The sequence below is a fragment of the Streptomyces sp. NPDC001513 genome (assembly GCF_042894695.1).
In the GTDB taxonomy this organism is placed as follows: Bacteria; Actinomycetota; Actinomycetes; order Streptomycetales; family Streptomycetaceae; genus Streptomyces.
Genome location: NZ_JBIAVU010000011.1, coordinates 306,711 through 319,881 on the forward strand (window position 1 = coordinate 306,711; position 13,171 = coordinate 319,881).

A 13,171-nucleotide genomic window follows, 5' to 3' on the forward strand; every position below is an offset into this window, starting at 1 on the left:
CGTCAAGTGTCTCAACGTTGAGATACTCTGGATCTGCAGACGCAAGAGGACGAGGATGAGGATGAGGACGCGACATGAGTGACGCAGTGGACGCGATCGTCGGCCAATGGGCGGCCGAGCGCCCCGAGCTGGCGGCCGGCCTGTGGTCCGTCGAGGTGGTGGCCCGCATCCAGCGGATGAACCGCATCATCGACCGCCACCTCAAGACCTTCGCGGCCGAACGGGACCTGGAGGTGGGCGAGCTCGACATCCTCTTCACCCTCCGCCGCTCCGGCCCCCCGTACGCGCTGACCGCCGGCGCCCTCATCCCGGCCGCCATGGTGACCTCGGGCGCGATCACCAACCGCATCGACCGCATGGAGGCCAAGGGCCTGGTCGAGCGGGTCCGGGACGGTCAGGACCGCCGCTCGGTCCGCATCCGCCTCACGGAGCAGAGCCTCGCGCTCACCGAGTCGCTGATCACCGACCACCTCAGCCGCTACGCCGAGCTGCTCGCCCCCCTCGACGCCGCCACCTGTGCCACCGTCGCCGGGGCCCTGCGCACCCTGCTCGAGGACAACGGAGACGTCTCGATCACCTGAGCCCGGCCGCAGGGGCAGAATTGGCGGGTGCGGTATCTCATCCTGGGCGTCACCGAGGCGCGCGACGAGACCGGCGCCCCCTTCCCGATAGGCGGCGCCCGCCTGCGCGCGCTCCTCGCCGCCCTCGCCCTGCGCGCGGGCCGCCGGGCCTCCGTCGCCGACCTCGTCGACGACGTCTGGGGCGACGATCCGCCCCAGGACGCGCCCGCGGCCCTCCAGGCACTCATCGCCCGGCTGCGCCGAGCGCTCGGCGGCCGGGACACCATCACCGCCGAGTCCGCCGGCGGCTACCGCCTGGCCGCCGCCCCCGACGACACAGACCTGCACCGGTTCGCCCGGCTGGCGGCCCAGGGCGGCCGGGAGCTGGCCGCCGACCCGGCCGCCGCCGCCCGCACCCTCGCCGCCGCCCTCTCCCTCTGGCGCGGGCCCGCCCTCGCCGACCTGCCCGAACCGGCCCGCACGGCCCACGCCGCCGGCCCCGAGGCCCGCCGCTCCACCGCCCTGCGCGACCGCATCGAGGCGGACCTGCGCAGCGGCGCCACCGCCCCGGCCGCGCTCCTGCCGGAGATCGAGGCGCTGATCGAGGCGTCCCCGTACGACGAGCCGCTGCGCGCCCAGCAACTCCGCGCCCTGCACGCCGCCGGCCGCCCCGCCGACGCGCTGGCCGCCTACGAGCGCACGCGCCGCACCCTGTCCGACGCCCTCGGTACCACCCCCGGCCCCGAACTCACCACCCTCCACGCCCAGCTCTTGCACCCCACGCACCCGTCGCCGCCGCCCCCGCAGCCGAAGCCCGGCCCCGCGGCCCCGTCAGCCGAAGCGGCCCCGCAGCCCGTGGCTCCGCAGTCCGCGGCCCCGCAGCCCGCGCCCCCGGAGTCCGCGCCCCCGCAGGCTTCGGCCGACGGACCGGCCCGGGGCAACCTTCGGCCCCGCCTGACCTCCTTCGTCGGGCGCGAGCCCGAACTGGCCGCCCTGCGCACGGACCTGGCCCGGCTGCGACTCGTCACCCTCACCGGCCCCGGCGGTTCCGGGAAGACCCGCCTCGCCGAACACGCCGCCGCCGCGCACCCCGAAGCCGGCTGGATCGTCGAACTCGCCCGCCTCGACGATCCCGCGGCCGTCCCCGGCGCGGTCCTCAGCGCCCTCGGCCTGCGCGAGAACTCCCTGGTCGCCCGCGAGAACACCGCCGCAGCCGCCGACCCCACCGCCCAGCTCCTCGAACACTGTGCACACCGCAGCCTGCTCCTCGTCCTCGACAACTGCGAGCACGTGATCGGGGCCGCGGCCGAGCTGGCCGAGGAGCTGCTCGCGCGCTGCCCCGGCGTACGGATCCTGGCGACGAGCCGGGAGCCGCTGGGGGTGCCGGGGGAGTCGTTGCGGCCGGTGGAGCCGCTGCCCGATCCGGTCGCGTTGCGGTTGCTCGGCGACCGCGGGGCCGCCGCGCGCCCGGGGTTCCGTACGGAGGACGATCCGGGTGCGGCCGCGGAGATCTGCCGGCGGCTGGACGGGCTGCCGCTCGCGATCGAGCTGGCTGCGGCCCGGCTGCGGCTGCTCACCCCGCGCCAGATCGCGGACCGGCTCGACGACCGTTTCCGGCTGCTGACCAGCGGCGCCCGTACGGTCCTGCCGCGCCAGCAGACCCTGCGCGCCGTCGTCGACTGGTCCTGGGACCTCCTCGACGAGCCCGAACGCACCGTGCTGCGCCGGCTGTCCGTGTTCGCGGGCGGCTGTGACCTGGCGGCCGCCGAGGCCGTGTGCGCCGACCCGTCCTACGACACCGCCGACGTCCTCGGCTCCCTCGTCGACAAATCCCTCGTCCTGGCCGAACCGGACGAGAGCCTCGCGCAGCCCGGCCACGGCATGCGCTACCGCATGCTCGAAACCATTCACGAGTACGCCGCCGCGCGCGCCGCCGCCCACCCGGCCGACGTCCGGGCCACCGCCCGCCGCCACGCCGCCCACTACCTCGCCTTCGCCGAGGAGGCCGACCCCGCGATCCGCTCCGCCGCGCAGCTCCCCTGGATCCGGCGCGTCGAGACCGAGCTCGACAACCTCCGCACCGCCCTCCACACCACTGCCGTCGAGGAAACGGACGTCGAGAGCGCCCAGCGCCTCGCCTTCGCCCTCGGCTGGTTCTGGTGGCTGCGCAACTACCGTGCCGAGGGCGCCCAGTGGACCGCCCGCATCCTCGCCCTCACCCCCACCGAACCGCCCGAGAGCTCGCCCGCGTACTGGCGCTACATGCGCCTCCAGGTCCTCGGCATGTTCCTGCTCGCGGAGAGCCACTCCGCGGCGAAGTTCCACACCCCCGAGTACCGCGCCCTCGCCACCCGCATCCGCGAGACCTTCCGCCACGGCTCCCCCGAGACCACCCTCTTCCCCGGGATGCTCTGGCCCACCACCGCCTTCCTCGTCGGCAACCCCCTCGACTTCCACCACGACCTCGACGAGTCCGTCGCCAACTGCCGCCGCCACGCCGGTGACTGGGAACTCGGTGTGGTCCTCATGCTCCGCACCCACGTCGCCATCGACGTCATCGGCGGCCTGCCCACCGTCGACGCCGACCTCGCCGAACTCCACGAGATCGCCCACCGCGTCGGCGACCGCTGGACCCGCGCCCAGGTGGCGAGCGCCGCCGGGGAGGTCGCTCTCTCGCGCGGCCGGTACGCCGAGGCCCGCACCGAGTACGAGGAGTGCCTGCGCCTCGCCCACGAGGTCGGGGCCCACATCGAGGCGCCCTTCGCCCTCGCCCGGATCGCCGAGGCCGCCTACTGCGCCGGCGACTTCGACGAAGCCGAACGCCTCCTGGCCGAGGCCGACGCGGAGTCCGACCGCCACGGCGGGGTGCACGACGTCAGCAGCTTCGCCCGGCTCCTCTCCGCCCTGCTCGCCCTCCAGCGCGGCGACCTCGTATCGGCCCGGAGCGAGTGCGAGCGGGCCCGCGCCGAATCCGTACGGATCACCGTGCCCGCACAGTTCGTCTCCGGGCTGGACAGCATCGACGCCGTCCTCACCGCCCGTGAACAGGGCCCGCCCGCCGGCCTCGCCAAGCTCGGGCCCGGCCTCGCCGCAGCCGTCACCGCCCGGTGCGCCGAGCGCTTCCTCGCCGGCATGGCCGAGGCGGCCGCCGTGATGCTGGCCGACGACGGCCGGCCCGCCGAGGCCGTACGGGCCCTCGCGGCGGCCACCGCCTGGCGCGCGGGCCATCCGCGCTCGGTGCCCGAGAGCGGCGCCGTGGACGGGCTCCCGGAACGGACCCGCGCCCTGCTCGGCCCCGCCCGCTACGCCCGGGAGGAGTCCGCCGGGGCTGCCCTGACCCCGGCCGAGCTCGCCGCGGCCCTCACCGCGACGCTCACCGGCAGCTGATCACGGCGTCGGCCCAGCTCGCCAGCGTCGGCAGGCTGCCCGGCCCGGCCTTCTCCACCACCAGCCGCACCGTCTTGCGGCCGGCGAGGGACACCTGCACGCCCACCGGCGGGTCCTCGTGGCCGAGGGCGGCGGACTGCCACAGCCGCTGCCCGTCGGCGTAGACGGAGAACCGCACCGAGCCGTCGGTGTGGAGCGACAGCCCGTCCACCCCGGCCTGCGCCGAGAAGCTCGTGCACTGCCGGTTGAGTGTGATCTCCACCGAGGAACGCGCGTTCACGGTGATGCCCTGCGCGAAGCGGCGGCCGCCCACCTCCAGCCCCCAGCGCTGCCACACCCAGCTGCTGCGCCAGGTCTGCACCTCGGGCCCGCTGTGGTCGCCGAAGGCCGACTGGTCGAGCCGGGCCAGCTGGAACCCCTCCGGCGGCTTCGACGGCGGCGGGGTCGGCTTCGGGGAGGGCGGGCTCGGGGACGGCCTGGGCGCGGGCTTCTCCCGGCTCGGCGAGGACGACGGCGAAGGCGAGGGCGGCGGGGACGAGGACGGCGAAGAGACCGGGGGAGCCGCGGAAGCCGGAGCCGAAGGCGTCGGCGACGGTACCCGCGCCGGCGGTACGGAGCCCCGCGCGCGCGGCGGCTCCCCCTGCGGGCTCGGCTCCGCCGAGGGCGAGGCGGAGGCATCCGGCACCACCGGCGCCGCCACACCGGGCGCGGGCTTCGCCCGGGCCTGCGGCTCGGGATCGTCCCCGGCGAGCGCGAACACCACCCCGGCGGCCGCGGCCACCGCGATCCCGGCGGCGATGGCGGCCTTGGCCGGCAGCCCGAGCCCCTCGGAAGCCAGCGCACCCCCGGCCCCCGCACCGGCGCCCCCGCCACCTGCTCCGGCGGCACCACCCGCAGTGCCACCGGCGGCACCCGCACCCGCCCCGGCACCCCCCGCGGTCCCGGCAGCCCCGGCCCCTGCGGCCGACCCGCCGGGGGCTGCGGCCGCGGCCGCAGCCCCCGGCGGGTCGGCCGCGGCAACGGCTCCACCGGCCACCACTCCGGCGGCCTTGGCCGCGTACCCGGCGGCGAACCACCCGATGACCGCGACCGGAAGCAGCGCGGGAATCCCCGCATTGACGTCCTTGAGCTCCCCGGCGGCCAGCCGGCACTTCGCGCACTCCTCCAGGTGCTTGCGCAGCCCCCGCTCCGCCCGCATCCGCAGCCCGCCCCGCGCGTACGCGCCGAGCCGGTCCGAGTACCGCGCGCAGTCGCCGCCCTCGCTCAGCGCCGCACTCACATGGGCCTGCAGATAGGCCTGCTTGAGCCCTTCCCTGGCGCGACTGGCCAGCACCGCCGTCGCGTTGGCACTGAGCCCGAACAGCGGGGCGATCGCGCTGGGCGACGCCTCCTCGACGGTGGTGTGCCACAGCACGGCCTGCCACCGCTCGGGCAGGCTGCGGAAGGCCTGCATGGCCAGCGACTGCTCGGCCTCGTGCATCGCCCGTACGTCCGCGCCCAGTTCGAGCGTGTCGTCCCCGGACAGCCCCGCGATCCCGGCTGCGCTCTCCGTGCCCGTGGACGCCTGCTCCGCGAAGAGCGCGAAGTCCTCGACGAGATGCTCCCGCTTGGCCGTCTTGGCCCAGGCCGCGGCAACCCTGCGCACGGTCGTCAGCAGGTAGGCCCGCACCGACTGGTCCGGCCCCGCCCCGCCCCGTACCGCCTGCAGGGTCCGCGCGAACACCTCGGCGGTCAGGTCGTCGGCGGTGTGCCCGTCCCGGCAGCAGGTCCGCGCGTAGCGCCGTACGGCATCGGCGTGGCGACGGAACAGCTCCTCGTACGCACCGTCGTCACCGCCCCGCATCCGGGCGATCAAGTCACCGTCGGACGGAGGGATTTCGCTCCCGATGCCGCCGGGTCCGGAAGAGCCGGAGGGGCGTGCGTGCCGCCGGCCCGGTTCGCGCTGGGCCGGGACCTGCCGTGCGGGCAGGCTGCCCGCCTCGACCTCGCTGCCGCCGCCACCGAGTGGCTCTTCCCGCCCGTCAACGCTCATCGCGGAAGCCCCCGCACGACACACTCAACCGGTACACCAATCAAGCGTGTCACACGGCGGACGCGCGTCGAACCCCTCTGCGCGCCATCCACTCGTCCGGGCACAATTCGGCGAATCGCCCTATTGTCGCCCCGACGTGCGAACGGTCGGACGGCACGAGAGCCCGCCGATGAGAGGTGGCCGGGCACCCGCCCGGCGCCGTAGCGGCGCCGAGCCGATGCCTGGCCGATCCGGACCCGCGCAGGTCAGGCCGTCCGGGACCGCAGCCCTTCGAGCAGGATGTCGAGCAGCCGCGTCGAGGCCGCCGCCTGCTGCGCCGGGTCGGGCAGCGCGGGCGCCGCCGTCGCTATCACCAGCAGCACATCGGCCACCGTGACGTCGGTGCGCAGCTCACCGGCCTCGCGCGCGCGGTGCACCAGCCGACCGACGACCTCGAGCAGCGCACCCGCACCCGAGTCGTCCGAGGGCTCGTCCTCCGCCGCGCTCCGCGTGCCCACGACCCGCAGATCGGGGGAGCCGGCGGCCGCGACGGCCTGACGCTGCTGCGGAACCCGCGCCTCCTCGGCCTCCTCGACCCCGTCCTCGCTCGCCGAACCGACCCGCAGCACCTGCGGCGGCAGCAGCCGCCCGGCGCCCGAGGCCACGGAGGTGCGCAGGAAGCGCGACAGCGCCTGCCACGGCTCCTCCTCCTGGCCCAGTGCGGTCCTGGCCTGCTCGGTCAGTCGCGCGGTCTCCTCCTCGGCTATCCGCCGGACGAGGACGTCCTTGCTCGGAAAGCGCCGGTACACGGTGCCGACGCCGACCCGGGCGCGCCGCGCCACGTCCTCCATCGGAGCCCCGTAGCCCAGCTCGCCGAAGACCTCGCGGGCCGCTCGCAGCACGTGTTCCAGGTTGCGCTGGGCGTCGACGCGCAGCGGCGTGGACCGGCCTACGCCGTGCGTGGTGCCGCCCGCGAGCACGCGGCCGTTGCTCTCGACCGAGAGTGCGGTCGCAGAGCCATGGAAATCGGAAATGTTCATATGTTTCCCCCGGTAATCATTTGTCTCCCCCCGGAGACACTCCCCGCCTTCACGTCGAGGGGGCCACGGTCTCGGGCCCGGTCGTACTACTCCTCGACGAGATACGAACATAGTTGAGCCAGAGTCAATTCAGAAGAGGCAGCCCCGGACGGACCACCGCCCGATCGGAGCATTCACCCCCACTTTTCCGTTCCACACCCCCGGAATCTGCCGTTCCGCACGCCCTGACCTGCGGATTTACGCCCACACCGAACGTCCTCTTCCACCCCGCCCCAGGACCACCTCCGGTCACACAATTTGTCGGGCCTGTGGACAAACTCCCGGCCACGTTGCGTCATGGGATGGTGAAGGCTGCTAACTCACGGGGCACAGCCCCCGGTACCCCGCCCCGTACGCGCATCCTGATCGTCGGCGGCGGCTACGTCGGCATGTATACGGCGCTCCGGCTCCAGCGAAAGCTGAGAGCCGGCGAAGCCGAGGTCACGGTGGTCACCGCCGAGCCCTACATGACGTACCAGCCCTTCCTCCCCGAAGCGGCCGCGGGCGCGATCTCCCCCCGCCACGTCGTGGTCCCCCTGCGCCGCGTCCTCGGCAAGTGCCGCATCGTCATCGGCGAGGCCCAGCGCATCGACCACTCCAAACGGACCGTGACCGTCGCCACCCTCGCCACCGCCGACGAGGGCACCGGCCCCGTCGAGATGGAGTACGACGAGCTCGTCCTCGCCCCGGGCTCCATCTCCCGCACCCTCCCGGTCCCCGGCCTCGCCGACTACGGCATCGGCTTCAAGACCGTCGAAGAGGCCATCGGCCTGCGCAACCACGTCATCGAACAGATGGACATCGCCTCCTCCACCCGCGATCCCGCCCTCCGCGACGCCGCCCTCACCTTCGTCTTCGTCGGCGGCGGATTCGCCGGCGTCGAAGCCCTCGGCGAGCTGGAGGACATGGCCCGCTACGCGGCGCGGTACTACCACAACATCAAGCCCGAGGACATGAAATGGGTCCTCGTCGAGGCCAGCGACCGGATCCTCCCCGAGGTCGGCCCCGAGATGGGCGTCTACACCGTCCGCGAACTGCGCCGCCGCAACATCGACGTCCGGCTGGAGACCCGGCTCGAATCCTGCGAGGACCGCGTCGTCGTCCTCAGTGACGGCGCCCGCTTCCCCACCCGCACCATCGTGTGGACCGCCGGCGTCAAACCGCACCCCGTCCTGGCCGCCTCCGACCTCCCCAGGAACGAGCGCGGACGGCTGGCCTGCACCTCCTTCCTCACCGTCGAAGGAGTCGAGCACGCCTGGTCCGCGGGCGACGCCGCCGCCGTCCCCGACATCACAGCAGCCGAGAAGGGCGTCGAATGCGCCCCCAACGCCCAGCACGCCGTCCGCCAGGCCAAGGTCCTCGCCGACAACCTCCTCGCCGCCCTGCGCGGCGAGGTCCTGACGGAGTACGCCCACAAGTACGTGGGCTCCGTCGCCTCCCTCGGCCTGCACAAGGGCGTCGCCCACATCTACGGCCGCAAGCTCAAGGCCTACCCGGCCTGGTTCATGCACCGCGCCTACCACCTCAGCCGCGTCCCCAGCTTCAACCGGAAAATGCGCGTGCTCTCCGAATGGACCCTCTCCGGCCTCTTCAAGCGTGAGATCGTCTCCCTGGGATCCCTCGAACACCCCAGGGCAGAGTTCGAACTGGCCGCAGGTGGCGGCCCGAAGGCCCCTCCCCCGCCCCCCGCCCCCAACCCCCCGAAGAACGGCCAGGGCTGACGTTGTCAGTGCGGTCGGCCACACTGGACGTGTGACCATAGGTGGGCTCACCCCTGCACAGAGTGACATCGTCCAGTCAGCGACCGCCCACGAGCGACACAGCGACCACTCGCGACACCACGAGGCTTGAACGCAGTGAACTTCACGCGCTGGAGCGCCCGGTTTCCCGGAACGCAGCGCCGCGCCGCCGCCCGGACCGAACACGCCGCCGCCCAGGCCAAGCGGGGTGAAGGCGCGGTCCCGGCAGCCCGCGGCGGCCGCGCCGACCCCGGAACCGAGCGGGCCGCGCCCGCCGACGGCAAGCCCGCCGACCCCACCGTCTCCGGCATCGGAACCGGCACCGGGACAGGGACCGGCACGGGCACCGGCGGCGGATCGGGAACCGATACCGGAATCGGCAGCGGCAGCGGCTCGACCACGGCCCAGCGGACCGGCGTCCTCGCCGCCGTACCCTCCCTCGACGAGCTCTCCGTACGCGAGGTCCTGGGCCGGCTCCCGGCCCTCGTCGCCCTCGTCCACGGCCCCGAGCACCGCGTCGCCTACGTCAACGACGCCTACACCGCCGGCTTCGGCGCCCGCACCCCCGGAGCCCCCGCCCACGAGGCCCTCCCCGAACTCGGCGAGCTCGGCCTGCTCCCGCTCCTCGACCAGGTCCAGCGCAGCGGAAAGCCCCGTACCGCCAAGAACCGCACCGCACCCGGCGGCGCCCACTCGTACACGGTCACCTGCACCCCCGTCGACTTCCCCAAGGGCCCCACCAAGACGGACACCGAAGCCGGGAGCGAGGCGGAGGCCCACCACACGGGCGTCCTCATCCACCTTGCCGACGTCACCGACCACGCCGAAGCCGTCGAACGGCTCCGCGCCAGCGAACGCCGCCAGCGCGAGGCCGCCGTCACCCTCCAGCGCTCCCTGCTCCCGCAGGAACTGGAACAGCCCGACGACCTGCGCGTCGCCGCCACCTACCAGCCCGGCGGCACCGAGGCCGCCGTCGGCGGCGACTGGTACGACGTCATCACCCTCGGCGCCGGCCGCACCGCCCTCGTCATCGGCGACGTCATGGGCCGCGGGGTCCGCGCCGCCGCCGTCATGGGCCAGCTCCGCACCGCCGTCCGCGCGTACGCCCGCCTCGACCTGCCCCCGCACGAGGTGCTCCAGCTCCTCGACGGCCTCGCCGCCGAGATCGACGCCAGCCAGATCGCCACCTGCGTGTACGCCGTCCACGACCCCAACGAGGGCCTCCTCGCGTACGCCTCCGCGGGCCACCTCCCGATCCTGGTCCGCGACGAGGACGGCACCGTCCGCAGAGCCGCCGACCCCACCGGCCCGCCGCTCGGCACCGGCGGCTGGCTGCACACCTCCGGCACCATCGCCCTCGGCCCCGGCTCCACCGCCGTCCTCTACACCGACGGCCTGGTCGAACGCCGCGGCGAGGACATCGACGAGGGCGTCGCCGCCCTGGAACGCGCCCTGTCCGGCGCCCAGGGCACCCCGGCCGTCATCTGCGACCGCCTCATGCGCGCCCTCGGCGTGGACGCCGACCACGACGACGACGTCGCCGTGATGGTCCTCCAGCAGCCCGCCCGCACCGGCGCGGACGCCGAGCTCTTCCACAACGCCGCCCTGGAACTCCTCGGCGGCATCGAGGCGGCCCCGCGCGCCCGCGCCTTCGCCCAGGGAGTCCTCGCCTCCTGGCGCTTCCCGGTCGAGCTGTGCGACCTCGGCGTCCTGGCCGCCAGCGAGCTCGTCGCGAACTCCCTCCAGCACGGCACCCCGCCGATGCGGCTGCGCCTGCGCCGCACCGACCGCCGCCTGATCATCGAGGTCACCGACGGGGACGACCACCTCCCCCGCCGCCGCCGCGCCGAACCCGGCGACGAGACCGGCCGCGGCATCTCGATCGTCGCCACCATCGCCTCCTCGTGGGGCTCCCGGCGCACCCCGGGCGGCGGCAAGGCCGTCTGGTGCGAGTTCGCCCTGCCGGACAAGTAGCCGGACACGCGGAAGGCCCCGGTCCTTGGGGACCGGGGCCTTCCGCACACACATGCATACGTACACGTACATACGCAGGGTGCTGTACGTGCCTACGCGCTCACGGCCTCCGCGGCGGCGGCGTCGGCCTTGGCCGCGACGACCGGACCGCCCTGCGCCACGACCCGGCTCGCCAGCCACGGGTTGTCCTGCGCCGGGCTCAGCCGCCTGCCGAGCCGCAGCGCCAGACCGGCGATCCCCAGCGACACCAGCACGAAGACGCCGATGTAGAGCATCGGAACGCCCGCACCGAGCGGCACCCCGAGCGGTCCCAGCGCCAGCGCCATCTGCTTGACCAGCGCGAAGGCCGAGTTGTACTGGCCCACCGAGCCCTCGGGAGCCAGGTCCGCCACCAGCGGCGCCAGGGTCGGCGACAGCATGGCCTCGCCGATGCCGAAGAGCGCGTACGTGCTGATGAACGCGGCGGCGGCCATCATCGCGCTGCCGTGCCCCAGCCCCGAGAAACCGGCGATGACCCACGCCACGGTCCAGATCAGACCGACGAGCGCGATCACCCGGGACCGCCGGCGCTTCTCGACCAGCCGGAGCACCACGAACTGCGCGACGACGATCGCACCGGTGTTGGCGGCCAGCGCGAAACCGAGCGTGGACGGGGAGATCCCGGCGGCCTCGGTACCGAAGGCGGCCAGACCCGACTCGAACTGCCCGTAGCAGGCGAAGAACACCACGAAGCCCAGCACGCACAGCTGCACCATGGCCTTGTGCCGGAGCAGCCGCTTCCAGCCGCCGCCCGCCTGTGCCGTGTCCTTGGGCCGGGCGTCCTTGAACCCCTGCACCTGCGGCAGACGCACGGTGGCGATGACGCCGGCCAGCACCAGGAACATCACGGCCTCGATGCCGAACAGCAGGGTGAAGCTGCCGGGCCGGCTCTCGTCGACGATCTGGCCGCCGATGAGACCGCCGATGCCCAGACCCAGGTTCTGCATGAAGAACTGCAGGGCGAAGGCACGGGTCCGGGTGGACGGCGTGGAGCACCACACGATCATCGTGGCCAGCGCCGGCTGCATCACGGCCTGCCCGGCGCCGAGCGCCAGCGCCGACAGCAGGATGGGCACGATGCCGGTGGACAGCCCGAGCGAGAGCGCACCGGCCGACGCGGCGACGGCCGCACCCATGACCACGGGCACCGGACCACGTCGGTCGATGACCCGACCGGTGAAGGGCAGCGCGACGAGAGCGCCCAGGGCGAACGCCACGAACGCGCTCGTGGCGGCCATGGAGCCCAGATCTCGCACCTGCGCCACATAGATGTAGAGGAACGGAACCGTGAAACCGATGCCGAACGCGGTCAGCGCGTTCCCGGCCTGGATCCGCCGCATCGCAGCGCCCATCACCTTGGTCACTTCTCACCTGCCTTTGAGAGCCGAAGACTGAAGACTTCAGTACTTCATACCTAAACTTCGATGCTTAACTCTACACACCGAAGGAGTTAGATGCCAACGAGCTCGTGCCATACTTCGACCCATGGGTGACACCCCCGACGGCACTACGCCCGTCCACGAGCCGAGCCTCGATGAGCAGATCGCCGTCTATCAGCGCGAGTTCCAGGACCTCGACCCCCAGGTCGAGAAGGTCGTGTCGGCACTGAGCCGCCTGCACCGCCGGATGAACGTCGCGTACGGACGCCAGACCGCGGCCCTGGGCATCAGCAACGCGGAGTGGGAGGTCCTCAAGGCCCTCGTCATCCACGGCTCCCCGTACCGGATGGGCCCGAGCGAGCTCGCGAAGCAGCTGGGCCTCACGCCGGCGGCGATGACCCACCGGATCGACCGCATGACCGCGGAAGGCCTGGTCACCCGCGAACGCGACGAGTCCAACCGGGTCCGCGTGATCGTGGAGCTCACCGACGAGGGCCGCAGCAAGTGGCTGGACGCGATGCGCGCGGCCACGGTCTTCGAGGAGGACCTCCTCCAGGACCTCTCCACGGCGGAGCGCGGGGTGCTGGGGGACATGCTCACCCGGCTGCTGGACCGCGTGGAGGACCTCCAGTCCCCGGCTGACCACCGGAGTTGACACCGTCCCCGTGGATCCGTAAGGTTCTTCGAGTTGTCCCTGAGCCGGAAGGTTGAGGCGGCAACGAATCCCGCCGCCTCGTTGCGGCACCCAACTCAGCACGATCTCCCACTGGGAACGAATTTGGCGTGCCCGAATTCATTTCCGAAGGCCGATTATGAATCGCCGGGGAAATCCACTAGAGTTCGGGAGTCGGAAGGGCCCAACAGCCCGGAAGACAAACCCCGCTGACTGGGGGTCAGGCCCGAAAGGATCTGATAGAGTCGGAAACGCAAGAACACAGCAGAACAGAACGAAGCCCGGAGGAAAGCCCGAGAGGGTGAGTACAAAGGAAGCGTCCGTTCCTTG

The 13,171-nt window shown here is 73.3% G+C and carries 8 protein-coding genes; 5 read left to right on the forward strand and 3 right to left on the reverse strand.

What is annotated here, in order from left to right; genetic code table 11:
* Nucleotides 1-74 precede the first annotated feature (74 nt).
* Complete coding sequence (locus tag ACFYZ4_RS25725; protein ID WP_351290058.1) at nucleotides 75-581, forward strand: MarR family transcriptional regulator; 507 nt, start codon at nucleotides 75-77, stop codon at nucleotides 579-581.
* Between the two features lie 27 nt (nucleotides 582-608).
* Nucleotides 609-3,947 carry a BTAD domain-containing putative transcriptional regulator gene (locus ACFYZ4_RS25730; protein WP_390784894.1) on the forward strand — a complete coding sequence of 1,113 codons (3,339 nt, stop codon included), beginning with the start codon at nucleotides 609-611 and terminating at the stop codon, nucleotides 3,945-3,947.
* Here the strand turns inward: ACFYZ4_RS25730 and ACFYZ4_RS25735 are convergent.
* Together ACFYZ4_RS25735 and ACFYZ4_RS25740 are read right to left on the reverse strand one after the other, a co-directional pair.
* Nucleotides 3,934-5,979, reverse strand: a complete 2,046-nt coding sequence (locus tag ACFYZ4_RS25735) for a sigma-70 family RNA polymerase sigma factor (protein WP_390784895.1) — start codon at nucleotides 5,977-5,979, stop codon at nucleotides 3,934-3,936. The genes ACFYZ4_RS25730 and ACFYZ4_RS25735 overlap by 14 nt on opposite strands.
* A 245-nt stretch (nucleotides 5,980-6,224) precedes the next feature.
* Complete coding sequence (locus ACFYZ4_RS25740) at nucleotides 6,225-6,998, reverse strand: helix-turn-helix domain-containing protein (RefSeq protein WP_351303210.1); 774 nt, start codon at nucleotides 6,996-6,998, stop codon at nucleotides 6,225-6,227.
* Between the two features lie 341 nt (nucleotides 6,999-7,339).
* On the opposite strand from ACFYZ4_RS25740, the gene ACFYZ4_RS25745 reads away from it, so the two are divergent.
* Together ACFYZ4_RS25745 and ACFYZ4_RS25750 are read left to right on the forward strand one after the other, a co-directional pair.
* On the forward strand, nucleotides 7,340-8,758 hold the full coding sequence (locus ACFYZ4_RS25745) for an NAD(P)/FAD-dependent oxidoreductase (protein ID WP_390784896.1): 1,419 nt from the start codon (nucleotides 7,340-7,342) through the stop codon (nucleotides 8,756-8,758).
* A gap of 135 nt (nucleotides 8,759-8,893) precedes the next feature.
* Nucleotides 8,894-10,750, forward strand: coding sequence for a SpoIIE family protein phosphatase (locus tag ACFYZ4_RS25750; protein WP_390784901.1), 1,857 nt, complete (start codon nucleotides 8,894-8,896; stop codon nucleotides 10,748-10,750).
* Nucleotides 10,751-10,842: 92 nt separating this feature from the next.
* Here ACFYZ4_RS25750 and ACFYZ4_RS25755 read toward each other — a convergent pair whose 3' ends face one another.
* Nucleotides 10,843-12,141, reverse strand: a complete 1,299-nt coding sequence (locus ACFYZ4_RS25755) for an MFS transporter (RefSeq protein WP_351303219.1) — start codon at nucleotides 12,139-12,141, stop codon at nucleotides 10,843-10,845.
* Nucleotides 12,142-12,274: 133 nt separating this feature from the next.
* Between ACFYZ4_RS25755 and ACFYZ4_RS25760 the strand changes: the two genes are divergently transcribed.
* Entirely contained in the window at nucleotides 12,275-12,823 is a 549-nt protein-coding gene (locus tag ACFYZ4_RS25760) for a MarR family transcriptional regulator (protein ID WP_351303204.1), read from the forward strand.
* The last annotated feature ends 348 nt before the right edge of the window (nucleotides 12,824-13,171 follow it).

What these genes read in the sequence shown, in the direction of transcription:
- ACFYZ4_RS25740 (WP_351303210.1), bottom strand. Translation starts at nt 6,998, where the DNA reads ATGAACATTTCCGATTTCCATGGCTCTGCGACCGCACTCTCGGTCGAG.
- ACFYZ4_RS25745 (WP_390784896.1), top strand. Translation starts at nt 7,340, where the DNA reads ATGGTGAAGGCTGCTAACTCACGGGGCACAGCCCCCGGTACCCCGCCC.
- ACFYZ4_RS25760 (WP_351303204.1), top strand. Translation starts at nt 12,275, where the DNA reads ATGGGTGACACCCCCGACGGCACTACGCCCGTCCACGAGCCGAGCCTC.
- ACFYZ4_RS25755 (WP_351303219.1), bottom strand. Translation starts at nt 12,141, where the DNA reads ATGGGCGCTGCGATGCGGCGGATCCAGGCCGGGAACGCGCTGACCGCG.
- ACFYZ4_RS25735 (WP_390784895.1), bottom strand. Translation starts at nt 5,979, where the DNA reads ATGAGCGTTGACGGGCGGGAAGAGCCACTCGGTGGCGGCGGCAGCGAG.
- ACFYZ4_RS25725 (WP_351290058.1), top strand. Translation starts at nt 75, where the DNA reads ATGAGTGACGCAGTGGACGCGATCGTCGGCCAATGGGCGGCCGAGCGC.